Below are 23,554 nucleotides of genomic sequence, written 5' to 3' on the forward strand. Positions count from 1 at the left end.
CGCTGGATAGTAAGGCAAGATGGCGGCTATGACGACTCCCCGCCGCCGCCCAGGGCGGCCACGCCTCGCCGAGCAGCGCGCCACCGCCGATCTGATCGTGGAGGCGGCCACCGGGCTGTTCGCCCGGCACGGCTTCGATGCGGTCGGGGTCCGCGACATCGCGACGGCGGCCGGAGTGGACGTGTCCACCGTCCATCACCACGTGGGCACCAAGGCCGAGCTGTACGACGCCTGCTTCGCCCGCGTGTTCGAGGCCGAGCGGACCGCACTGCGCGAGGCCGCCGATGCGGCGCTGGGCGCGGTGGCGGCCTACGGTGAGGCCCCCGGGGACGCGGCGGCCCACGCCGCACTCGCGGCCCTGCACGAACTGCTCGACACCTTCGTCGACTTCCTCGAGGACCGTCCGGAGACCACCGCGCTGTGGCTGCGCCGCTGGCTGGAGCCGGAGCGGCACGCGGAGTTCGACGCCCGGTACGCGACCCCGCTCTACCGGCAGGTCGAGCAGGCGCTGGCGGAGGCGGACGCGGCGGGCCTGCTGACCGAGCCGGTTCCGTACATCGCCGTGCGCAGCCTGGTCTGGGCGGTGCACGCGCATGTGGTGAGCCTGCTCTCCGGGCGGGCGGGCGCGCGGGAGCGCCGGGAGCTGCGGGCCTTCCTGCACCGCTGGATGGACCGCATGTACGGGCCGGGCGCCGACCGGCCCCGCCCTTCCGGCCCCTAGGGCCTGTTGTGAAAGTCCCGCCTGCCTGGCGACGCCATGCACGCACTCTCGCCGCACCGGCCCCTGACCCAAGTACATCCAGTACGAGGGTCAGGGGCCGGCACGCCGAGAGCACGCACCTGACGCCGCCAGGCCCGCCCTCCGGGCGGACGACGGGACTTTCACAACAGGCCCTAGCGTGCCTTGACGCGCCGGCCGGCGCGGCCGCATGATGCCTGGGCCATCAATCCAACGACTGATGGATTAACTGCCACCAAGTGCGTCAGGGAGGCCGGCATGCTCGGGGAGCCCCGGGTCGTGGTGATCGGTGCGGGACCGGCCGGACTGGCGACGCTCAAGGCGCTCGCCGACCGGGGGGTGCCCGCGCTCTGCTTCGACTCCGGCGACCGGCCCGGCGGCCTGTGGGTCTTCGGAGCGCCGGGTTCCTCCGCGTACCGGACCCTGCACCTCAACACCTCCAAGCGGCGCACGGAGTTCGCCGACCACCCGATGCCCGTCGAGTGGCCGGACTATCCGGACCACACCCGGATCGCCGAGTACCTCGCCGGCTACGCCGACCGCTTCGGGCTCGGTGACTCGATCCGCTTCCGGCACACCGTGCGGCAGGTCACCCGCTGCGACGACGGCTCCTGGCGGGTCACCGCCGACGGCCCGGACGGCCCGGTCACCGTGGCCGCCGAGGCGGTCGTGGTCGCCAACGGGCACAACAGCACCCCCCGGCTCCCCACGCCGCCCTACCCGGGGACGCCCGCGGTCGAGCAGATACACAGCCACGACTACCGGGGCCCGGAGCAGCTCACCGGACAACGGGTGCTGGTGGTCGGAGGCGGCAACTCCGCCATGGACATCGCGGTCGACGCCTCGCACACGGCCGCGACCACCCTGCTCTCGCTGCGCCGAGGGGTCTGGCTCGTCCCCAAGTACCTGCTCGGCAAGCCCTCCGACAGCCTCAACGGCGCGCTGGCCCGGCGGCTGCCCTGGCGGGTACGCCAGCGGATCAGCCAGGCCATGATCACCGCGGCGGTGGGGCGGCCCGAGCGCTACGGGCTGCCGGCCCCCGCCCACGGATTTCTGCAGGACCACCCGACCCTCTCCGACACGGTGCTGAGCCGGATCACCCATGGCGAGATCGGGGTCCGCCCCGGGATCAGCCGGATCGACGGCTCCACGGTGACCTTCACCGACGGCCGTACCGAACCGGTCGACCTGGTGGTGTGGTGCACCGGCTACCGGGTGGAGATCCCCTTCCTCGACCCGGCGCTGCTGAGCCCGGGCCCGGACGCGCTCCACCTCTACCGGCACGTCTTCCCGCTCGACACCACCGGGTTGTTCTTCGTCGGGCTGATGCAGTCGACCGGCTCCGCGCTGCCCGTGGTCGAGGCGCAGGCCCGGCTGGTCGCCGCCCATCTGGCCGGCGAGTACGCCCTGCCCGACCCGGCCGCCCAGCGCGCCGACTGCGCGGCGGACCTGCGCGCCGCCACCGCCCGGTGGGGCGGACGCCGGCCCGCCATGCGGATCGACTTCGACGCCTACCTCGCCCTGGCCGCCCGGGAGCTGGCCGAGGGTCTCCGACGCCGTCGCGCGGGCCGCGGGGTGGCGTACGGAGCGCCGCCGCGCCCGACGGCCCCGACCGCTGCCGTGGCCACCACCCAGGGAGAATCCGCATGACCACTCTCACCGGCCGCCGCGTGATCGTCACCGGCGCGGCAGGCACCTTCGGCCGACTGCTGTGCGAACGGCTCACCGCCGCCGACGCCCGGGTGGTCGGGCTCGACCTGCGGGACGGGGCGGTCGGCGAAGTGCCCGTACTCGGCGCCGACCTGACCGACCCGAAGGCCGGCCCGGTCGCCGTGGCCGCCGCCGTGGAGCGCCTCGGCGGACTCGACCTCCTGATCAACAACGCCGGGGTCGGCGGCCCGGCCCCGGCCGAGCTGCCCCCGGACGCGGCGGTCCACCAGCAGTTGGAGGTCAACCTGCTGGCCGCCTGGCGGACCACCGCCGCCGCGATCGACGCGCTGGAGACCTCGCGCGGACGGATCGTCTTCGTTGCCAGCCGGATGGCCTTCATGGCGCTGCCGCTGGCCGCCGGGTACGGCGTCAGCAAGCGTGCGGTCACCGCCTACGCCGATGCACTCCGACTCGAGGTCGGCACGCACATCGGGGTGAGCACGGTCCATCCGAGCATGGTCGCCTCGCCGATCCACGACGCCTCGGCCGCCGCCGGACTCTCTCTCGACGGCGTCTCCCGGTACGAGCCGCTGGAGGGCGTGGTCGACGCGATCCTGCGTGCCGCCACCGCCCGCAAGGCGCCGCGCGACGTGGCCACCACCCGTCGCGGCCGGATCGAGATCGCGCTCGCCCGGCACTGCCCCGGTCTCGCCGACCGGCTGGTCCGGCGCACGGTCGCGGGCCGGATCCGGGCCGGCGACCTCGACCGGTCACAGCTCGCCGCAGGCATGGTCAGGCGGCACCGCGCCACCGCCTAGGGGTGCTGCCCGGGCACCCGCCAGGCGGGCCGGTGTCAGTCAGGGATCCCCGGCATGCCCCACCGGGCGTTCCTGCCTTGACATCGGCTGTCGGACACATCTCCCGCCACGGGGCCGCTCAAGCGGATGGTCCAGAGGGTGAACGGGCCGAGGGCGCGAAGATTCGCCGTGCCCCGCAGGTGCTCGGCGAGCAGGGCGGCGCGTCGATGGTCAGCGCCGGGTCCGCGGCCGGGGGCGTCCTGCTCCGACGGCCGGGCGCTGGGCGGCGAGCCGGGCGAGGTGGGTCTGGCGCAGTTCCTCCCACGGCGTGCAGTCGTCCACGGCGGGCAGGCCGTTGACGGCGATGTCCTCCAGGACGGCGGCGAGCAGGTCGGCGCTCTCGCGGGTCCGTGCCGCGTACGCGCGCAGCCCGTCGGCGGCGGGCTCCAGCTGCTGCCGGGCGGCGGTGCCGGCGCGGGCCGGCTTCTCGCTCGTCGGGGCCTCCAGGACGCGAACGGGCGTGTGTGACCCCGGTGTCGGGCGGGAGCGGGGGCCGGGGAGCCTCCGCACCACCCGGCCGGGAGCGGGCCGGCCGCGGTGTCACATGCCGAGGGAGGACCTCGACGTCGCCGATGATGTTGCGGGCCGGCTCGGTCAGGGCCGGCTCGGTCAGGGCCGGCTCGGCTCGTCGGCGTCAGTGACACATGGTGCTGCAGTTCATCGGCGCGCCGCTCAGGGTGTGAGGACGACCTTCTCGCAGCGGTCCTTCTTGTTCTTGAACAGGTCGTAGCCGGTCGGTGCCTCGGCCAGGGGCAGGCGGTGGGTGATGACCCGGGTCGGGTCGATCTTGCCCTGCTCGATCAGGCCCAGCAGCGGTTTCATGTACTTGTGCACGTGGCACTGCCCGGTGCGCAGGGTCAGGGACCTGTTCATCCAGGCACCCGCCGGGAACTTGTCGATCATCCCGCCGTATACGCCGATGACCGACACCACGCCTCCGCTGCGGCAGGACAGGATGGCCTGGCGCAGGGCGTGTGGCCGGTCGGTCTCGGAGCGGACGGCCTGCTTGGCGCGGTCGTAGAGGTGGACGTGGGAGGCACCGTGTGTGGCCTCCATGCCGACCGCGTCGATGCACTTGTCGGGGCCCCGGCCGCCGGTGAGTTCGAGCAGTGCCGACCGTACGTCCGTGTCCTCGAAGTCGATGGTGGTGTAGCCCTGGGCGGCGGCCATGTCGAGCCGGTAGGTCTCCTTGTCGATCGCGATGACCTTCTCGGCGCCCAGGACCCGTGCGCTGTCCATGGCGAACTGGCCGACCGGACCGGCACCCCAGACGGCGACGACGTCACCTTCCTGGATGTCGCACATCTCGGCGCCCATGTACCCGGTCGGCAGGATGTCGGACAGGAACAGCACCTGCTCGTCGGTGAGCTCCGGCCCGATCTTCAGGACGTTGGCGTCGGCGAGCACCACGCGGGCGTACTCGGCCTGGCCGCCGGCGAAGCCACCGGTGAGGTGGGAGTAGCCGTAGATGCCGGCGGTGGGGTGGCCGAAGAACTTCTCCGAGATGCCGGCGTTGGGGTTGGTGTTCTCGCAGCACGAGTACAGCTCCGCGTGGCAGGACGCGCAGGCGCCGCACGCGATGGGGAAGGGTACGACGACCCGGTCGCCGACGCGGAGTTTGTCGCTGACGCCGGGGCCGACCTCGACGATCTCTCCCATGAACTCGTGGCCCAGGATGTCGCCCTTTTCCATGGTGGGGACGTAGCCGTCGAGCAGATGGAGGTCGGAGCCGCAGATCGCCGTGGACGTGATCTTCACGATGGCGTCGCGGCTGTTCAGGATCGACGGATCGGGAACGTCCTGCACCTCGACCGAGTTGCGTCCCGTCCAGCAGTTCGCCTTCATGCCAGGGCCTCCTTCAGTTCGTCCTCGGTCAGCGGTCGGGCCGGGTGCTGCGGGAACTCGCCGCGGGCCCGCTTGCCGCCGGGTGCGCCCTCGGAGCGGACGACCTCGCCGATCTCCGCGATCTGCTTGAAGCGGCGCAGGTCGTCGTCCAGCTGCTGGTGCGGTTCCTCGCCGAAGTAGCGCGCCGCGGCCTTGCCCAGCGCCCCGCCGGGCAGGTCATAGCGCAAGGCCACCCGGATCTCCGTGCCCCGGCCGCCGGGAGCGGGCACGAAGCGGACCTCGCCGGAGTTGTCGATGTCGGCACCGTCCACCGACCGCCAGGCGATCAACTGGCCGGGGACGTCCTGCGTGGTCTCGGCGTCCCATTCGACCGCCTTGCCGAACGGCGCGCCGGCCCGCCAGTGACTGGTGTGCGGGCCGGTGACGCGGACCTCCTCCAGGTGCGCCATGAAGTCCGGCAGCCGCTTCAGGTCTTTCCAGAGGGCGTAGACCTCGTCCGGCGATCGGGTGACGGTGGTGGCCGCGGTCAGTTCCATGGGGGCGCTCCTACGGGTGCGGGTCACGGCCGCGTAGACGTCCGTGGCCGTGATGGCGGTGACCGCGGCGGTCGCGGCAACGGTGCGGCCCAGGCCGCGGCCGTTGTGGTTCCTCAGGGCCCGGGTCAGCATCGTGAGATCCATGAGGTCGCCGCCGACGCGGCCCCAGAGCCAGACGGGATGCGGCCGTCCCAGCAGCCCGGTCGCCGCCGCCAGCTCCCGCACACCCACGGCGGTCGTGGCCGAGCGGTGCCGGAAGGTGTCGTCCACGCCCAGGGCCCGGGCGAAGCCCGCCGGGGCGACGACCTGCGGCACACCCAGGAGCGCACTGGCCCAGCCCAGGCCACGCACGAGAGGATCGTGCCGTAGGCGGGAGGTGGAGCTGTTGTCTGTCTTCATGAGTGCTCCCCGCGTGCGGTGAGGTGAACGGAAGACGGGCGACGACGGCCCGTCCAGCCCCGGCCGAGGACGGGGTTCGACGCCGCTCGTCGGACCAGCCCGGTCCTGCTGGAACAGGCGGGCCGCGGCCCTGTGCTCCCTTACTGTTTGTGGCCGTTGCCGTGTCCGTCGGGGTGCAGGACCACCTTGGTCCAGCCCTCGTCACGGGCGTCGAAGTGTTCGTAGGCGGTGGGGGCCTCGTCCAGGCTGAGTTCGTGGGAGACGACGAAGCTCGGCTTCGCCTTGCCGCCGGCGATCAGATCCCGCAGCGCCCGGTTGTACTTCTTCACCGGCGCCTGCCCGGTGCCCATGTGCTGGCCCTTGAACCACATCATGCCGAAGTCGATCGGGATCTTGCCCTGCGCCTCCAGCGGCCCCTGGGCCTCGGCGCCGCCGGGGTCCTCGGGCAGGAACACGCCCACCACGCCGATGTCGCCCGTGAACCTGACCGACTCGATCAGGCCGTTGAGCGTGAGGCTGGCGTCCTCGTGTCCCTGGGGGTCGTGCGCCTGGTAGCCGACGCACTCGCAGCCGTTGTCGGCGCCCAGACCGAGGGTGGCCTCCTTGGCGACCTGCGCCGGGTCCTGCTCGGCGGTGTTGATCGGGATGGCCCCGATCTCCTCCGCCTTGCGCAGCCGGTCGGGCTGGTGGTCGGCCGTCCAGACGCGGCCGGCGCCCTTGAGGAGGGCGGAGTAGGTCGCCATCAGCCCGACCGGACCGGCCCCGAAGACGATCGTCTGGTCGCCGGGCTTGACGTGGGCCATCTCGGTGGCGTGGTAGCCGGTCGGGAAGATGTCGGCGAGCATCACATAGTCGGTCTGCCGCTCGGCGGCGTCCTCGCCCAGCCGCAACGCGTTGAAGTCACCGTAGGGCACGCGCAGCAGCTCCGCCTGGCCGCCCTGGTAGGGGCCCATGTCGGCGAATCCGTAGGCGGCTCCGGCGAGGGCCGGCTCCGGCTGCATGGTCAGGCAGTAGTTGGTCAGACCCTGCTCGCACTGCTTGCAGAAGCCGCAGGCGATGTTGAAGGGCAGGACCACGTACTCGCCGACCTGGACCTTGCGGACGGCCGAGCCGACCTCCACCACCTGGCCCATGTTCTCGTGTCCCAGGGTGCGCCCGGACTCGAAGGAGGTGCGGCCCTCGTACATGTGCAGGTCCGAACCGCAGATGTTGGTGGTGGTGATCTTGACGATGATGTCGCAGGGGTGTTCGATCTTCGCGTCCGGCACGTCCTTCACCGTGACCGTTCGCGGTCCTTCGTATACCGCTGCCTTCATGATGACTTCCCTCGGTGCCGCGGCACGACCGCGGCACGATGATGATGAGACGGCGCAAAGGCCCGACTCTCGGAAGTTGCTACGACGGGGTCTGCTGCGGCACGCCTCTGCGGGCCGTTCGCCCGGATCAGGTGGAACGGTGGTTCTGCCGCCGGCCCGCCAGGCGGAGCCTCGGCGATCCGACGGCTCACCGTGCGGGTCCCCGTCGGCCTCCGACGCGAAACAACCATGTGCCGATCGATCAGCCCCTTCTTCACACTCGGCCGGCCACCAGCCGAAGACGCCTCTCCGACTCAGGTCACCAACTGGTCACCGTGGTCGTCCAGCATGCGGCGACGCTCCTGTTCGCGCTTGGAGTAGGCGGCTGCCCGGATCGCCTCGTCGCTCTCCAGGCCCGATCCCAGCGCGCCGCCCACCGTGGCGACCGAAGCGACGAACCAGGACAGCGTCCAGTACTCCGTGGGGTGCAGCGGGGTCCGTGTCATCGAGGCGAAGACTTTGTCGTTGAGGATGAAGAACGCCCACACCGAGTTGATGACCAGCAAGCCCACGTAGCAGACGATCACCCCGATACCCACGGTCACGACCGTGGACGCGTTGTACAGAGCCGCCCTCTTCCTCGCCTCCGGCGAAACCTCGTCCGGTCGATGCCACAGGTGCGCGTCCACGATCAGCCAGCCGATCATGAGCGTGACGGACCCGACCATGGCGATCACGAGGCGTGGCGTGCTCAGGGCCTCGGACAGGCTCCAGATGGTCGAGTTGACGGTGGCGACCGCTCCCGTGGCGAGTGCCGCCGCCAGGGCTTTCGACAGACCCGGCACCAACCGCCACGGCCGGTTGGCGCGGACCATGCCGAAGAGCAGTCTCAGGTAGCCGCGCGGCCCGCTGACGACGTACCGGAGATCAGCGGTCTCCTCCTCATCGATCGGGCCCGGGTGAATCGGCGCAAGACGACCGGCGAAATGCCCCAGCGACTGACGCCGCGGTGGCTCTTCGGCCCCAGCGGCTCGCGGACTCGCCAAGCTGAGAACGGCCTCTTCCACCGCCCGCAGGGCCCTTCTCTCGAAACGCAGGCCCCCCAGCGACGGAAGGGACAGCAGCGCCAAGCCGTGTTCGTGACTCAGATCCACCACGAGCTTGCGCCCGTGTGAGTGCAGTGGAAGGTCGGTGAGGGCCACGACGATGTCCCAACGTTCCGCACGCCCGCGGTCCATGATCCGGCGCGTCAACGTGGACAGGTCCTCGGTCCCTGCGGTGAAGGGCTCGCTGACCACCTCGACGTCGAACCGCCGCCCCTGTCCTGACTTGCCGGCGAGCCGATCAGGGAGCACCCGGGCCATATGCTGCGCGATCTCCGTCGGTACGTCCGGATCCGCCAGGAGAGCCACGACCGTAACGCCCTGAGACGACACCCGCATGTCTCGACCCTTCTCTTCGGCGGCCCCGCGATCGCAAGTGCCCACAGGTGCCCTCGAGTAACGTCGACGCCGCGTGACACGCAGGCCCCCGCCAGCGCATGCGGGCGGTACGGCCGGATCTCTCGTCCTCCGGTACAGGGCCTGTTCCCACCACCGGCCACGATCGCGTGCACCACCGCGAACACCCGCTCCGGCGCCACCCCGCCCGCACCGCACGGCCGCGCCACGGCCACCCCGTCGGCGTTGCCGGACTCCGGCACGCTGCCTGAACGCCGGGGGCCGTTCCCCTCAGCCGGTAGGCGACGCGGATCAGACCGAGCATGGACAGCGACCGCAGTGCCGCGTTGGGAGGGCGCTGCCGCCGCGACCGGAGCCCGGTGGTGCGGCACGGGGCGGAACTGCGGAGGCGGGCCTCGGCGGACCCCGCGCATGGCCGTGAGCCGCACACCCCTGGGACGGGACGTCGGGGCCGGTCGCGAGGAGCAGCGGGTGCGGGCGGCCACGTGACGGATCATGACGCGCGCACCGGGGTGGGTGAGGGCTCCGGCGGCGGGGAGCGCCGCGGCTCCTGGAGCGGGAAGTAGTCTCCCGGCCGCGTGGAGCGCCGCCACACGTACACCGCTGTCGCCATCACGAGGATCAGCCCCGCGAGGATGAGCAGTTCGATCCCCTGGACATTCCACCGGAAGGATTTCTCCGCCTCGGCCGTCACGATGAGCACCTTGCGGATGCCGGCGATCAGGCCGACGACGAGGAACGGCTCCGCGTCGAGGGTCCGGTTCCTGATGGTGAGGCGGACGGTGTGGAGCAGCTCGGCCACGATGAACAGCACCAGGCTGCTGTCCAGGGCGGAGAGGACGACCGTCTCCTCGCGGTACGGCCCCTGGATCGACCGGATGACGTCATGGACGACCCCGACGGTCAGGATCCCCGCGAGCAGTACGAGGAGCGCCGCGACGACGAGGTGGATGCCATCCTCGATGAGCTGCAGGAGGCCCTGTACCCGGCCGCCCTCGATCTTCGGGAGAATGGGTCGCACAGTCAGCATGCTAGGGGTGCCCCGGCCTGCGGGCGCGGCGTGCTGGGCGAACGGGTGGACGAGCGGATCCCTCCCCGTGGTGGCAGCCCGGCGCGGCGAGGCGCGACATCGTCCAGGCCCACCCGCGGCAGGACAAGGGTGACGAGGTAGCCCGACGCGCGGACGCGAACGCCAGAAACCTGCGGTCCGTCCTCGTCGCCGACCCGGGCCTGCCCTCCGAGACGGCCTGGCTCGCCCCCGCCTACCGGAGGAACCGCGCCGCCCCATCGCCAGGGGCATCCGCTGCCAGGCGGACACCGTGCCAGCGCCCCTGGTGGCGGACGAGCAGGTCGACGTGTCCGACGTGGCTGAAGTCGTCGGCACCCGTCAGGAGGACGGCGACTGGGACATCGGCGTCTTCCTCACCGACCTGCCGAGCCGCGCCTTCTATCGTGGCGGCGCTGTCCACCCCCGCCTCATGATGGAAGAAATCCCGTTCAGATGGGCTACTCCGCCGAACTTGCCGTGTCCGGTCCCGGCTGGTCCGCGCCGCCCGAGACGGCCGTCGGAGCGAGGGTCAGTGCCAGCTCGCCGTCCTTGACATCGGCGATGACGGTGTCGCCCGGATGGACCGAGCCGCTGAGCAGCATGTTCGAAAGGCGGTTGTCGAGCTCCGTCTGGATGGTGCGGCGCAGCGGCCGGGGGCGATGCGGTTGACTCGGGCCGGAAGTGCGCCTGCAGTTCGGCCATCAGGTCATCCCTGATGTCCTCGACCGCCCCCTGGTGGTCCAGGATGCGCTTGGAGGCGATGTCGCTGGTCATGATGACCACGGTGTGCCGGAAGTCGATCGTGCGCCCCTGGGCGTCGGTCAGCCGGCTGTCGTCCAGGACCTGCAGCAAGAGGTTGAAGACGTCCGGGTGGGCCTTCTCGACCTCGTCGAACAGCACGACGCTGTACAGCTTGAGGCGCACCGCCTCGGTGAGCTGCCCGGCCTCCTCGTAACCGACGTACCCGGGCGTGGAGCCGACGAGCCGTGAGACGGTGTGCTTCTCCTGGGCTTGAGAATGTTGCCGGCGTCCATGGCCCCTTCGCCGCCTCCGCCCGCGCCGACGACCGTGTGCAGCTCGTCGATGAACACGATGATGCCGCTCTTGGCATCCGTGACCTCGTCGATCACCTTCTTCAGCCGCACCTCGAACTCCCCGCGTTACTTGGATCCGGCGACCAGACCGGCCATGTCGAGGCTCACGACGCGGCGGTTGCGCAGTGCCTTCGGGACCTCCTCGCCGACGATCCGCTGCGCCAGTCCTTCGACGATCGCGGTCTTGCCGACGCCGGGATCGCCGATGAGTACGGGGTTGTTCTTGGTGCGCCGGGAGAGGACCTCCACGGTCTGCTCGATCTCCTCGGCCCGGCCGATCACCGGGTCGAGACGCCCGCTGCGGGCCTCGTCGGTGAGGTCCCGGCCGTACGCGTCCAAGGTCGGGGTGTCGCTGTGCTCGCCCGACGCCGCCTTCCGGCCGGCTTCGCCGCCACTCAGCAAACCGGAGGACACTCCCTCGCGTCCCAGCGTGCGTGCGAGGCTGGAATCGTCCAGCACGCGGCGAGGATGTGCTCCGGACCGATGTACGAGGCACCGGTCGCCTGGGAATGGGCGTGGGCGGCAAGCAGAGCGCGCTTCACCGCCGGCGTGAGCCCGGGGTCGCCGGTTCCGGTACCGGTGGGAAGGTTCTCCCGCAGGTCCGCAGCCAGCTGGTCCGGATCCGCGCCTGCCTGCTCCAGCAGCTGCCGGCCGGCCGGCACCTGCGGGGCGGCCCACAGCAGGTGCACGGTGTCGAGATCGGACCCGTCCTCGGCCGCCCGGCCGGCGACCGCTGCGAGGCGCGCTCGTACGGGGGCAAGGAGTCACCGAACCCGGGCGGTCTTCCAGAGGGGCAGCCCTCAGTCGCTCGTCGCATCGCGGCCGGTTCCGGGCTTGCTGGCCGTGCAGGACATCCGGCTGCCGCGCCCGGCCCGCAGAGGCGAGCCGGAGCGGCCCGGAGCCTCCCTGTTCAAGCCGTTGCGGCAGGTCATCGAGTCGGTCACGGCCGGTCGCTGGGCGGCGAGCCGGGCGAGGTGGGTCTCGCGCAGTTCCTCCCACGGCGTGCAGTCGTCCACGGCGGGCAGGCCGTTGGCGGCGATGTCCTCCAGGACGGCGGCGAGCTGGTCGGCGCTCTCGCGGGTCCGTGCCGCGTACGCGCGCAGCCCGTCGTCGGCGGCGGGCTCCAGCTGCTGCCGGGGGCGGTGTCGGCGCGGGCCGTGCTGGTTCACCGGGAGGACTGCTGGTCTGCGGATCCTCGTTGGAAGGTGGCGTACAGCAGCCACAGCGACGGGACGAGCAGGACCGCCCCCACGCCCAGCGCCACGAGGACCGCCGACAGCACCGAGGCGTTCGCCGCGGCCGCCGTCACCGTGGTGCTCCCGACCAGCAGGGCCGGGTACTGCGCCGCGCCCCAGGCCCACAGGATCGCGGCGACTGCCAGTGCCGCGGCGGCGCGGGCAGCCACGAAACGCTGCCGGGCCAGCAGGCCGAGGCCGCCCAGACCGGCCACCGCGCTGGTGATCACCAGTGGCAGTGCGCGGTGGGTCAGTCCGTGGAACAGTTCGGGGGCGTCCGCGTGCAGCACCGCGATGCCCGCGAGGGCCACGACCCCCGCGACCAGGCCGCTTGTCACCGCGTCGCGGGTGAACGCCGCGGCCAGCTCCGGCCGGCCCTCGCGGTTCGCGTCGGCGCACAGGTACACCGCCGCCAGGTGCGCGCAGGTCACCACGGCCAGCACCCCGCCCAGCAGCGAGGTCGGGTTGAGCCAGCTGGTGACCACGTCACCTTCGGCGAGCCCTGGCGGCACACGGCCGGAGGCGACACCGCCCGCCACCGTGCCGAGGAAGAACGGCGTCAGCAGCGAGGACAGTGCGAAGCACGCGCCGAACAGCCGCTGCTGCCACAGTTCGGTACTCGCTTTGCGGAAGGCGAAGGCGGCGCCCCGGGCGATGATGCCCAACGCGGCCAGGGTCAAGGGGATGTACAGGGTGGACATGACGGCGGCGAACACGGGCGGGAAGGCCGACCACAGCATCACGACCACGAAGATCAGCCACACATGGTTGGCCTCCCAGACCGGCGCGATACTGTGCTCGATGAGAGCGCGCCGGGCCCGGCCCCGCCCGGCGCCGCCGGCCAGCAGGTCCCAGACCCCGGCGCCGAAGTCGGCTCCTCCGAAGAGGGCGTAGCAGGTCAGACCCACCCACATCACGGCGAGCGCCGCGTCAGCGAGCACGGTCACCTCCAAGGTCTTGGAACGGGCGTTTACGGGTCAAGGGAGCGTCAGACGACGGGATAGCCGGTGACGTCCTCCTCCTGCGGTGCCCGTGGCACAGGGGTGCCGCGGGCGAGGCGTCGCAGGACGTAGACGGTCGCGACCGTCATGGCGGCGTACACCCCGAGCACCAGCCACAGTCCCACCGCCAGGCCCGGTGCGGGGTTGACGGCGTCGCGCACGCTCATCACGCCCCAGACGATCCAGGGCTGCCGGCCCAGCTCCGTGACGGTCCAGCCGCACTCGAGGGCCATCACCGCGGCCGGGCCGCCGATCGCGGCCGACGCCAGGAAGAGGCGGGGGGTGGACAGCGCGCCGCCGGTGCGGCGCCGGCGCCACCACGCCCACAGCAGCCACAGACCCAGGGCGAGCAGGAAGAAGCCGACGGCGACCATGAGGTCGAACGCCCAGTGCACGCCCGTGACCGGCGGTCGCTGGGAGGGCGGTACCCGGTCCAGGCCCTGCACGACGGTGTCCGGGCGGTAACCGACCAGCAGCGACAGCCCGTTGGGGATCTCCAGGCCGTACTTGAGCCCGTTGCCGTCCCAGATGCCGCCGATCGTCAGCGGGACGTGCGAGCCGGTGCGGTAGACGCCCTCGACGGCCGCGAGCTTGGCCGGCTGGTAGTCGGCGAGGAAGCGTGCCGCCCAGTCGCCCACGACGATCTGGAACGGGGTCACGATCGCGCCCAGCGTGAACGGGATGAAGAACCCCACTCGGTGGTAGGTGTCGCGGCGCCCGCGCAGCATGGCCACGGCGTACACGGAGGCGGTCAGGAACGACGCGACCATGAAGGCGGCCAGGATCATGTGCACGGTCTGGGGCGGGCTGGCCGGGTTCAGCATCGCCGCCCATGGATCGACGTCGACGACCTTGCCGTCGCGCAGGGTGAAGCCGCGCGGCTGGTTCATCCAGGCGTTCGCGCACACGACGAAGAACGCCGACGCGGTGCCCGCGATCACAATGGGGAGGCCGGTCAGCAGATGGCGGCGGGGCGGCAGCCGGTCCCAGGCGTACAGGTAGATACCGAGGAAGATCGCCTCGAGGAAGAAGGCGATGCCTTCCAGCGCGAAGGGAAGTCCGATCACCTGGCCGAACGTTCCCATCAGGCCGGGCCACAGCAGCCCCATCTCGAAACTGAGGATCGTGCCGGACACGGCGCCGACGGCGAAGAGCACGCCCATGGCGCGTGCCCACCGGCGGGCCAGCAGACGGACCGCCGGGTTGCCGGTGCGGATGCCGTACCACTCGGCGAGCAGGGTCAGCGCCGGGAGTCCGACCCCCAGACAGGCCACGACGATGTGCCAGGCGAGGGAGAAACCCATCTGTGCACGCGCCGCCGCGAGATCGCCCTCCGACACATGGTCGGCCGCGTATCCGGCAAGCACCCACGGATCGGTGAGCAGAGTGTGCTTCATGACACCGGTTGGTACCCGGTTCGGGCGGTGGGAACCGGTGTCCGCCGAAGAAGCAACCCGAAGGCATCACAGGCGCCGAGACGCACGCAGCAGCGTTCTCGTGGACGCGGGAGCCCGCAGGGAGAACGCAGCCGCGCGGCGCTGACGTGCTGGGCGCGCCGTCGGGGATCCGGCCGGACGACCGCAGCCGTCTTTCTTCTCCTGGGGAGCTTGTCGGCTCCGGCGAAGGCGCCGAGGACGAAGGCCTGACCGCCGGCGCACCCAACGGCGGTACTCCGACGGTGTCCACCCCGGCCACCGCCCGCTGCCGGGCAGCGCGGGCGACGCGGACCGCCGGAACGGCTGACCGAGCCACCACCGCCTCCCGCCCAGGCCGAGGCCGGCCGATGCGGCGCCTGGGAGCTCGATCAGGTTCCGGACCGGGGAGGGAGCGCCGGTGGACGCCGCGCCGCGGCGACGCGCCCGTCCCGACGCTCACGGGCGGTGTACCAACCGATACCGAGTACCGAGGCCAGGGCCACTTCGGCCGCGTCGCCGCCGTAGTACATCAGGCGGGCGGCGCTGTGCAGGTCGCCGACGGTGAAGGCGGTGCCGGGCGGCGGTGAGCTGTAGAGGGTCCTGGCGAGGACGGCGTGTGCGGCACCGGCGGCGAGCAGCGTGCCTCCGCGGACGGCGGGGCTCCAGCGGCGGCGCAGCGGATCGAGCTGGCACACGGCGAAGGCGAACAGCAGCCCGGCGGCCACCACATGCACGTGGACCAGGGCGTGCAGGAAGCAGCTGTGCTGCGTGGCGGTGAACAGCCGGGTGCGGTACTGCAGCCACAGGCCGCCGACGTCCAGCAGCGCCGCCAGCGGCGGGAAGACGAGGCACCTCACGGGCCGGGAGTGCGCGAGGGCGAGCAGGCCCCGGCGGGCCGGGCCGGCGGGAAGCGCGCGCAGGGCCAGGGTGAGGGGCCGGGCCAGGCAGATCAGAAAGGGGCCGGCCATGCCGGCGAGGAGGTGCTCGGCCATATGCCCGCTGAAGGAGCCTCGCGGCGTCGGTCCCGCCGTCGCCCAGGCAAGGGCGAGGACGCCCGCGGCGAAGGACGCGTCCCGCCCGCGGGGCCAGGCGTCTCCCCGGCGCCGCAGCCGCGCTGCTCCCGCCCCGTAGGCGGCGGCCACCAGCAGCCCCGCCACCATGCACAGCCCGGCCGCACCGGGACCGATGGCCGCGTCCGGGTGGACATGCGCGAGCCTCACGCCGCCGTACCGGCCCTGTCGCGGCGGACCGCACGCAGGACGAGGACCACTCCGACGAGCAGCAGGGCGAGGCCGGCGAGGTTCCACGCCCAGTCGTACGGGGTGACGTCCACGCCGTAGCGGATCTGGTGCACGCGCAGCAGCTTGTGGTCCACGATCCCGTCGAACAACTGGAACACCCCCAGCCCGAGGAAGAACCCGGCCCATGCGTGGGCCGGGGCCCGCGCCCGGCGGCGGCGCAGGTCGGCGTAGAGGAAGAACCCGGCGACGAGCCCGAGCAACTCGGCCGTGTGCAGCAGCCCGTCGGACAGCAGGCCGACACCGGTGGTGGACCGGTCGTAGAAGTGGTGCCAGCCCAGCAGCTGATGGAAGACGATCTCGTCGAGCGCCGCCATCACCGCCGCCCCGATCAGCGCGCACACGACCGTCGACCTCGCACGTTCGACGGGCGCCTGCGGGGCAGGGGAGGGGCGGACCGGCTCGCTCATGGCTGGCTGTGCCTTCCTGATCGCTGGGGAACCTCGTCGGGTCGTCGGCTACGCCTACCCGCCGGCCGCTGTGGACCTGCCCGAGCGCGGCGGGCGGGTGAGCCGTCTGTCCGACGACGCGACGCGGGGTCTGCGACCGGGCGCGCGTGAAGGGAGCCACCGCCGGGTACCCGGCTGCGCATGATCGGACGTGCGCTGAGGCAGGGGCTGGTCGCCGGCACCGTCGGGGGCGTCGTGATGACCCTCGGCGAGAAGATCGAGCAGGCCGTCACCGGCCGGCCCGACTCCCATGTACCCGCGCGGGTCCTCCAACGCCTGACCGGGCGGCCCGAGCGCCCGGGCGCACAGCCGCTGCCGGCCAACTGGGCCATGCACTTCGGCCAGGCCGCCCTGCTCGGCGTCCTGCGCTCGCTCATGGCCCAGGTCGGCCTGCGCGGGCCGCTCGCCTCCGCCGAGTTCACCGTCGTCCGCCTCACCAACGACCAGATCCTGGAGAACGCGACCGGCGTGGGGGCACCTCCGACCACGTGGCCGCGCGCGGAACTCGTCGTCGACGTCCTGCACAAGGCCGTCTACGCCTTCACCACCGGCGCCGTCGCCGACGCGCTCGCCGCCCGGGGCGGACCCGGCCCCGGACAGGCCCACGCCGCACTGCGCGACGGCCGCCGCAGCGACATCGGCCCGCTGCCCCGCGGTGACGCCCACACGCGGTGACCGCCCAGGCCGGGCGGACCTCGCGCCGCCGATCGGAGCGCGGGCGACGCACCCCGCCCGCTCTTTCGCCTGTAGGCCGGGTGCTGCGCAGCCAAACGGCGATCCAGCCCATCTGCATGACGGCGTCGTAGAGGTACGTCAGGCGGATCCGTCCCTTGGGCACGTAGACCAGATCGACGGCCAGCAGGGTCAGCGCGGTGCCCACGCCGATGCGCCGGGCATGGGCCCGGCCCTGTGGGTTTGATGGCGCCGCGAGCTGGGAGAGCCCCGCGGAGACCAGCAGTGCCGCCCGTCGCCATCTGCCGCCAGCCGTCGGTCTTCCGCCCGAAGACCCACTCGAAGCTGCGCAGACGGACCAGCGGCCGCGGCCCGCCGACGACATCGGATGCGCCGTGCGCGACCACGATGCCCTTGGATTCCCGCGCTGTCGTCCAGCCAGTCCACGGCGCCGCCCTTCGCGACCATGGCCCGCCGGGTATGCCGGGTCGTACCCCTCACTCGGGGCCGAGGGCCACCGTCGTCGTCACCCGGGTGAGCGCGGGTTTCCTCGGCACCGAACCGAAGCCGAAGCGGACGGGAGGTTCGACGGGGGCCGTCACCCCCAGATCGACGCCTTCGAAGAACGCGGACACGACGCGGATCGGCCGCAGGTCCCGGGCGCCGTACCACTCACGGCGGCCCGCACGCGCACTGCCCCGGGTCCGCACTCCGGGCAGCAGCAACCGGGCCGGCCGGTCCGTGAACGCGCTCCACGCCGGACGGCGGGCGAGCGCGCCGGGCACGGCGCACAACAGCAGGCCCAGAGGCCCGCGCCGTCCGGTGACGAAGCGCACCTCGAGTGAGCCCGCCGTCACGGTCCACGTGTGGGCCGCGACGCCGACGCGCACCGGCACGACGCGCACGGTGTCGAAGACGTACGTGGCGCCGATGAAGTCCGCCGTCTCCCGGGTCGGGGCCAGCAGCAGCCGCTCACCGTCGGCCCGCTCCAGCATCACGTCGCTGAACGCGCCGAACGGTGACCGCTGCCAGTGTCCGAGCACGACGCGGGTTCCGCAGGAGGTGCCGATGCCCGCGATCCAGCCCTCGAAGCGCAGCCTGCGGCGGCGCGCGGCCGACATGTCACCTCGATTCATCGGCTCCGTCCCTCCGAGGCGGACCCGCACCGGGCCCCGCTCTCAGGTAGCGGTGGCCGTCGGCGGGCAGGGCAGCGAGGCCCCCAGCCGCACATGCCTGACACCTTCTGAGAAGTGCACGACCGGATCGCCGGTGGGGGCCGGAAGACCCGCCGAGGCAGTGAGCGTCTCCTCCAGCACGTCGACGCCGGCACTGGCCAGCGGCCACGGTTCGTGCTCCACGGGCGTCTGCCAGAGCATGCCGAGCCGACGCGTGTACGCCCGCCAGCGCGACGTCAGCCACACGTCCCGCTCCGTCGGCCGCTCGATGGGGACGCCGGGGCGCACGACCAGACGGTAGGAGGCTCCGCCCGCCCCTCTGCGCCCGGAGTAGACGAGGGCATCCCCCCGCCTGGTGACGTCGAGGGCGCCGGGACGGTACGGCGCGCCGATCCCGCGCGCCGCCAGCATCAGCGGGCAGGCGACCTCCAGGGAGAAGAACCACAGCCCGTCCCGGCCGCTGGGGTGGCGCACGTAAGTCCTCAAGTTGGTCTCCGGGAACGTGGGCAGCCCGGTCACCCCGGCCGGTACGCCGGGCAGGCGTACGTCCGCCATCACGAACGGCGTGAGCCCCACCCAGGCCACGCCCTCGTACTCGTCCACGACCAGGGGCTCGGGCATCAGCGCCTGGACCGCCTCCACCGGGAACGACCAGTGGACGAACGTCTGCGTCAGCCAGCCCGCCCGCAGCACCGGCAGCCGCACCCGCTGTTCCGCCCCGTAGGCCACCACGCACCGCGAGTCCCCTCGCCCGACCGGTGGAAACGCAGCGTGCGAGCACGGGGCCTGCGGACCCGTGCTCGCGAGGGTGCTCGCTCCGGTGCCCGCCAGACCGATCGGCGTGCGGCCTCGCGTCCGAACGGCGGACATCTGCGGCCGTCCCGGCGCGTGCGGTGGCCGCGGTCTCCGGATGGCTGAAACCTGGTCGCGGTGCCCTGGTACCCGACATGCAGTACGGCGTCGGGGGTACTGCGCCCGCCCGTCCTGCCACAAGGAGTGCCTTCCATGACCTTCAACCCCCTGGAACAGCGGGGCATCCCGCTGGACCGCCAACTGCGCAACTGGCGCGAGCTGAACGTGCAGCCCATCGACCCCGACCGCTGCGATCCGTACACCCGCTGCCGCATCATCACGATGAACGGCATCGAGGTGGAGGCGATCCTCTTCAGCCACCAGCTCGCCCGCAACACCGTCGACCCGGAGGTGAAGCGGCAGCTCGCCCGGACCCGCTACATCGAGGCGCAGCAGCAGAAGGTCGTGAACTGGCTGCTGCCCGGCGTGTCCTCCGTGCTGGAGACCACCATCGCCTATGAGCAGGTCGCGGTGGACCTGACGGCGTGGGTGGCGCGGATGGAGCCGGACCCGTACCTGAAGCAGGCGTACCAGTTCGGCGTGCTGGAGGACTTCGACCACCTGTACCGGTACGCCAATCTGTACGAGATGATCGAGCACCGCAAGGCGGAGTCGATCGTCGACAACCTCACCGAGGTCATGCCCGGCCGGCCGACGAAGTTCCACCACCGCGACCCGGTCGACAACGTCCGCGACCCCTATGCCAAGGACGGGACGGACCCGCTGTCGAAACTGCACGCGCTGACGATCATGTCGGCGGAGCAGCAGACCATGAACTTCTACATGAACACCGGCCCCACCTACATGGAGCCGATCGCCCGCCGGCTCTACCAGGAGATCGGGCTCATCGAGGAGGAGCACGTCACCCACTACGAGTCCCTCGTCGACCCGGGCGAGACCTGGTGGGAGCAGCTCGTCAACCACGAGTACAACGAGTGCTACCTCTACTACTCCTTCATGGAGCAGGAGAGCGACCCCAGGGTCAAGGCGATCTGGGAGCTGCACCTGAACATGGAGCTGGAGCACCTGCACACCGCCTGCGACCTCATGCGCCGCCACGACGGGCGCGAGCCGCAGGAGGTGCTGGCGCCGGAGTTGCCGAACGTGCTCACCTTCGAGCCGAACAAGCAGTACCTGCGGGAGCTGCTGGACACCCAGATGGACCTGACCACGCTCGGCGCCGGCTATGTGCGCGAGGCGCACGAGCGGTTCGAGAAGATGCAGGAGCGGATCCACGGCGGGGAGGAACCGCCCAGCGAGCAGGTCATGGCGGAGCACGGCGAGATGTTCGGCCGTGAGTACCGCGTCGAGTCCGAGGGCGAGCACCCCGACCCCGCGATGCGCGAGAAGTGAGGGGATCGGGTATGTCCGAGTTGCGCACCCCGCAGGCCGGGGACGACCAAGCCGCGGACACGGACGTGGTGGCACTGCTGATGCGCCAGCACGGGGACATCCGCAACCTCTTCGACGAGGTCGAGCAGCGCGAGGGCGAGGAGCGCCGCGAGGCGTTCCGCCATCTCGTCCGCCTGCTGGCCGTGCACGAGACCGCCGAGGAGGAGGTCGTGCACCCGTTCGTGCGGCGGGCGGTGGACGGCGGCCGGCAGGTCGTCGAGGACCGTCTTGCCGAGGAGAAGGCCGCCAAGGAGACGCTGACGGCCCTGGACCGGATGGACACCGACGATCCGCAGTTCATGCCACTGCTGAGGCAGCTGCGCACGGACGTGCAGGAGCACGCGCGGGCGGAGGAACGCTACGAGTTCTCCCACATCCGCCGCAGCACCGACCTGACGAACCTCGCCGCCATGGCCAAGGCGGTCAAGGCCGCCGAGGCCGTGGCTCCGACCCGGCCCCACCCCGGGGTCGAGTCCGGCGCGGCCAACGTGGCCCTCGGGCCGGTGGCCGCCCTGATGGACCGCACCAAGGACGCCGTCCGCAAGGCCATGGGCAACGGCTGACACAGGCCGGCACAGCGCAGCATCCACGCCTGGGGGTGCACCGTCCTCGTGCGGTGCGCCCCCGGGCCGACGTCATCGAGGTCGTCCAGCCGGGCCGGGAGAAGCGATGCCGAAGTCCCTCAAGGATCAGACGCTCCAGGAACTGGGCGGTCAGAGCAGTGTGCTGGCGCGACAGCGCCGTGATCACGCGGAGATCGACCGTCTGATGGAGCTGTACCGGCGCAGCGCCGGCCAGGAACGGGAGAGGGCGTTGAAGAACGTCGTCCAGCTGGTCTTCAGCCACGCCTTCGCGGAGGAGACCGTGCTGTGGCCCGCCGTACGGCGCTCCGTCCCGGACGGAGAGGAGCTGACCGCCCGGGTCGAGGAGGAACACCAGCAGATCAACGATCTCGTGGCCGACATCGAACGGCTGTCCGTCGGCGATCCGGAACGCGAGGACAAGGTGGAGCGGGCCTTCGCGCTGATCCGGCAGGACATCAGAGACGAGGAGGACCTCCTGCTCCCACGGTTGCAGGACGCGGTGGGCACAGCCCGGCTGCGGCGCCTCGGCTCCCTCTGGGAAACAGTACGCCGCACCGCCCCCACGCATCCCCACCCGGTCGTCCCCCGCCGCCCACCGGGCAACGCCCTGCTGGGCGTGCCGCTGAGTCTCTACGACCGCGTACGGGACACGCTCGGTGGCACGCGCTCGGACCGGGGAGGCGGCGGGGCGTCCAGCCCTGACAGCTGACCCGGTTGGCCAGCTCCCGCTCTCTGGTGCTACGGGCGGCCTTGGCCCACAACGTCCCGGGCTGCGGTGAAGTCGCCCAGCGGCAGCCCGTACAGCTCCTCGGCGACAGCGTCCGGATCCGCCCTTCCCTCCCGCCCGCCACCACAGGGCCACCGGCAGCTGCGGCGGATCGGCGCGCCGCCTGGGCAGCGGTACGGGCCACCGCACCTGGGCGACGGACCTTCCGTATGCCTCGCCGATCTCGGCGAGCAGCGGGTTGCTGAACAGGTCGTTCTTCCCTTCGGCGAAGCCGTCCCAGGACTGGTTCCGCACCCGTGGTCGCGCATAGGTCCTGGTGGTCGACGCGCTGGAAGAAGGGGTGGGTCTCGATCTGGTTGACCTGCGGGGTGGTCTCGTTCTTGAGGATCAGGTCGATCAGGCGGTCGGGGGAGAAGGTGGCGACGGCGATCGCCTTCGCCGCGCCCTCGCGGTTGAGGGCTTCCATGGCGCGCCACTGGCCGTACACGTCGCCGAAGGGCTGGTGCATCAGGTACAGGCCGAGGTGGTCCAGGCCCAGCTTGGCCAGGGAGTCTCGAACGCGCGGCGGGTGTTGTCCTGGGCGGGAGCGCCCTTGACCCACAGCTTGGTGGTGACGAACAGTTCCTCGCGCGGGATGCCGCTGGACTTGATGGCGCGGGCCTCATCCCCGGCGGGGATCCGGTAGACGCCGAAGCCGAGGAGCGGCATCTCGACGCCGTTGTCGCGGGTGACGGTCTGCATGAGCGGGATGTCCTTCGCTGTGCGGGTGGAGGCGGTTGGTCAGGGGCCGGATGAGGGCCTTGAGGACCTGGCGGTCGGCCATCGCCCGGTAGGCGTCCGCGGCCGTCCGTGGTCAGGATCGCGCCAGCCGGTCGGGGTGGGTGCGGCAGTCGGCGACGAAGCCGAGGCCGCCTTGGGGCAGGGCCCGCTGCACCTGGAGGCCGTCGGAGACGGCGAGGATCTCACGTGCCACCTGGCCGGGATCCGTCCCGGGCCTGAGCCGGCCGGCGGCGAGCGCTCCGCGCAGGCCCGCGGCCAGGGCGCGGGAGGCTCCTTCGCAGCGGGTGGTGAAGCACGCGTGGGCCGGTGGGCGGCGTCGGTCGCCTCCGCCGAGAGCCTGGCGAAGAGTTCGATGAGGCCCGGTTCGGTGAGGTTGTGCGCGGTCGGCGCCGGGACGGCGCGGAACTGCTCGCGGACGTCGTCGTGCGGCACCGCGCCGCGCCCCGTGGGCCTTGAGGTGGTTGCGCTCCTCGCGTGCCTGGAGCACCGCCATCAGCAGTTTTCTCCTTGCTGCCGAAGTGGTGCGGGAGCACGGTCACAGGGGGGTGTGCGGCCGTCGCTGCCGCCGGTGCGAGCCGGGCCCGTCACCTCACGCCGCCGGCGCGCTGCTGTGCCGGGCGCTGTGCCCTGACGGGTCCCCGCGCGGATCGCCCGGCGGCCCCGGCTTCCTGCCCCGGCCTGGCGCGGCCCTGCCCCGGCCTGGTGCGGGGCTCCGGCTCCTCCGGTGTGGCGCGGGCGCGTTCTCCGGTGCCCGTCCCTGCTCCGGCCCCGGGCGCGGCCGGGCTCTCGGAGTGGCGGGGGCCCGGTTCCGGGTCCGGCCTGGCGTGGGGGCGGTCCCGGCGCCTGGGGGTGGTGCGGCCTGGCCGCCGCCTTGCCGTGCATCCGTCCGTCGCCCGCCCGCGGCGTCGGATCGAGAGGAGCGGGTGATGCAGTGTCATGTTTCGGATGGTGTGTCCGGGCCCGGCGGCGGGGGTGAGGCGGGGCGCGCCTGGGGGCCGGCGGCCCGCGGAGAGGGGGAGCGGGTGAAGGAACTCGCCCGGTGCTTGGGCCG

19 protein-coding genes and 3 pseudogenes are annotated in these 23,554 nt (G+C 72.1%); 7 read left to right on the forward strand and 15 right to left on the reverse strand.

From position 1 onward, the window contains the following. Nucleotides 1-28: 28 nt before the first annotated feature. From ACZ3KJ_RS25040 to ACZ3KJ_RS25050, 3 genes are all read left to right on the forward strand, one after another. Nucleotides 29-721 (forward strand): TetR/AcrR family transcriptional regulator, encoded by a 693-nt coding sequence (locus tag ACZ3KJ_RS25040; protein WP_467530192.1) that lies wholly within the window; start codon nt 29-31, stop codon nt 719-721. A gap of 276 nt (nt 722-997) precedes the next feature. After that, on the forward strand, nt 998-2,389 hold the full coding sequence (locus ACZ3KJ_RS25045) for a flavin-containing monooxygenase (RefSeq protein ID WP_467530194.1): 1,392 nt from the start codon (nt 998-1,000) through the stop codon (nt 2,387-2,389). Beyond that, nucleotides 2,386-3,207, forward strand: coding sequence for an SDR family NAD(P)-dependent oxidoreductase (locus tag ACZ3KJ_RS25050; protein WP_467530195.1), 822 nt, complete (start codon nt 2,386-2,388; stop codon nt 3,205-3,207). Before ACZ3KJ_RS25045 ends, ACZ3KJ_RS25050 begins: the two co-directional genes overlap by 4 nt. A 210-nt stretch (nt 3,208-3,417) precedes the next feature. Here ACZ3KJ_RS25050 and ACZ3KJ_RS25055 read toward each other — a convergent pair whose 3' ends face one another. From ACZ3KJ_RS25055 to ACZ3KJ_RS25110, 12 genes and pseudogenes are all read right to left on the reverse strand, one after another. Next, nucleotides 3,418-3,693 (reverse strand): hypothetical protein, encoded by a 276-nt coding sequence (locus tag ACZ3KJ_RS25055; protein ID WP_467530305.1) that lies wholly within the window; start codon nt 3,691-3,693, stop codon nt 3,418-3,420. Nucleotides 3,694-3,918: 225 nt separating this feature from the next. Next, nucleotides 3,919-5,091 (reverse strand): zinc-dependent alcohol dehydrogenase, encoded by a 1,173-nt coding sequence (locus tag ACZ3KJ_RS25060; protein ID WP_467530197.1) that lies wholly within the window; start codon nt 5,089-5,091, stop codon nt 3,919-3,921. Further along, nucleotides 5,088-6,026 (reverse strand): SRPBCC family protein, encoded by a 939-nt coding sequence (locus tag ACZ3KJ_RS25065; RefSeq protein WP_467530198.1) that lies wholly within the window; start codon nt 6,024-6,026, stop codon nt 5,088-5,090. Before ACZ3KJ_RS25065 ends, ACZ3KJ_RS25060 begins: the two co-directional genes overlap by 4 nt. A gap of 140 nt (nt 6,027-6,166) precedes the next feature. Next, nucleotides 6,167-7,342: a glutathione-independent formaldehyde dehydrogenase gene (locus tag ACZ3KJ_RS25070; protein WP_467530199.1), complete on the reverse strand. Its 1,176-nt coding sequence runs from the start codon at nt 7,340-7,342 to the stop codon at nt 6,167-6,169. A gap of 293 nt (nt 7,343-7,635) precedes the next feature. After that, the gene (locus ACZ3KJ_RS25075; RefSeq protein WP_467530201.1) at nt 7,636-8,763 is read right to left on the reverse strand and encodes a hypothetical protein; all 1,128 of its coding nucleotides are present in this window, start codon (nt 8,761-8,763) and stop codon (nt 7,636-7,638) included. A 511-nt stretch (nt 8,764-9,274) separates the two neighbouring features. Next, entirely contained in the window at nt 9,275-9,811 is a 537-nt protein-coding gene (locus tag ACZ3KJ_RS25080; RefSeq protein WP_467530202.1) for a phosphate-starvation-inducible PsiE family protein, read from the reverse strand. Between the two features lie 476 nt (nt 9,812-10,287). Then, nucleotides 10,288-11,663, reverse strand: a pseudogene (locus tag ACZ3KJ_RS25085) (AAA family ATPase); the annotation flags it as partial. Between the two features lie 201 nt (nt 11,664-11,864). Continuing rightward, nucleotides 11,865-12,092 (reverse strand): annotated as a pseudogene (locus ACZ3KJ_RS25090) (hypothetical protein); the annotation flags it as partial. After that, entirely contained in the window at nt 12,089-13,099 is a 1,011-nt protein-coding gene (locus ACZ3KJ_RS25095; RefSeq protein WP_467530306.1) for a cytochrome d ubiquinol oxidase subunit II, read from the reverse strand. The pseudogene ACZ3KJ_RS25090 and the gene ACZ3KJ_RS25095, both read right to left, overlap by 4 nt. A 47-nt stretch (nt 13,100-13,146) precedes the next feature. Further along, nucleotides 13,147-14,556, reverse strand: coding sequence for a cytochrome ubiquinol oxidase subunit I (locus ACZ3KJ_RS25100; protein WP_467530204.1), 1,410 nt, complete (start codon nt 14,554-14,556; stop codon nt 13,147-13,149). Nucleotides 14,557-14,963: 407 nt separating this feature from the next. Next, nucleotides 14,964-15,794, reverse strand: coding sequence for a cytochrome c oxidase assembly protein (locus ACZ3KJ_RS25105; RefSeq protein ID WP_467530205.1), 831 nt, complete (start codon nt 15,792-15,794; stop codon nt 14,964-14,966). Continuing rightward, nucleotides 15,791-16,282: a DUF2243 domain-containing protein gene (locus tag ACZ3KJ_RS25110; RefSeq protein ID WP_467530207.1), complete on the reverse strand. Its 492-nt coding sequence runs from the start codon at nt 16,280-16,282 to the stop codon at nt 15,791-15,793. The genes ACZ3KJ_RS25105 and ACZ3KJ_RS25110 overlap by 4 nt, the downstream gene beginning before the upstream one ends. A 180-nt stretch (nt 16,283-16,462) precedes the next feature. Here ACZ3KJ_RS25110 and ACZ3KJ_RS25115 point away from each other — a divergent pair, with 180 nt between their 5' ends. Next, entirely contained in the window at nt 16,463-16,996 is a 534-nt protein-coding gene (locus ACZ3KJ_RS25115; protein WP_467530208.1) for a hypothetical protein, read from the forward strand. A 494-nt stretch (nt 16,997-17,490) separates the two neighbouring features. Here ACZ3KJ_RS25115 and ACZ3KJ_RS25120 read toward each other — a convergent pair whose 3' ends face one another. Continuing rightward, entirely contained in the window at nt 17,491-18,129 is a 639-nt protein-coding gene (locus tag ACZ3KJ_RS25120; RefSeq protein WP_467530210.1) for a hypothetical protein, read from the reverse strand. Nucleotides 18,130-18,171: 42 nt separating this feature from the next. Then, nucleotides 18,172-18,900 (reverse strand): YqjF family protein, encoded by a 729-nt coding sequence (locus ACZ3KJ_RS25125; protein WP_467530211.1) that lies wholly within the window; start codon nt 18,898-18,900, stop codon nt 18,172-18,174. Nucleotides 18,901-19,173: 273 nt separating this feature from the next. Between ACZ3KJ_RS25125 and ACZ3KJ_RS25130 the strand changes: the two genes are divergently transcribed. The 3 genes from ACZ3KJ_RS25130 (at nt 19,174) to ACZ3KJ_RS25140 (ending at nt 21,705) form a co-directional block, all read left to right on the forward strand. Beyond that, nucleotides 19,174-20,373: a hypothetical protein gene (locus ACZ3KJ_RS25130; RefSeq protein WP_467530213.1), complete on the forward strand. Its 1,200-nt coding sequence runs from the start codon at nt 19,174-19,176 to the stop codon at nt 20,371-20,373. Between the two features lie 11 nt (nt 20,374-20,384). Beyond that, complete coding sequence (locus ACZ3KJ_RS25135; protein WP_467530215.1) at nt 20,385-20,975, forward strand: hemerythrin domain-containing protein; 591 nt, start codon at nt 20,385-20,387, stop codon at nt 20,973-20,975. 106 nt (nt 20,976-21,081) lie between these two features. Then, nucleotides 21,082-21,705 (forward strand): hemerythrin domain-containing protein, encoded by a 624-nt coding sequence (locus ACZ3KJ_RS25140; protein ID WP_467530216.1) that lies wholly within the window; start codon nt 21,082-21,084, stop codon nt 21,703-21,705. Between the two features lie 198 nt (nt 21,706-21,903). Here the strand turns inward: ACZ3KJ_RS25140 and ACZ3KJ_RS25145 are convergent. Beyond that, nucleotides 21,904-22,464 (reverse strand): annotated as a pseudogene (locus ACZ3KJ_RS25145) (aldo/keto reductase); the annotation flags it as partial. Nucleotides 22,465-23,554: the final 1,090 nt, after the last annotated feature.

It is taken from the genome of Streptomyces sp. NPDC003248, assembly GCF_055563235.1.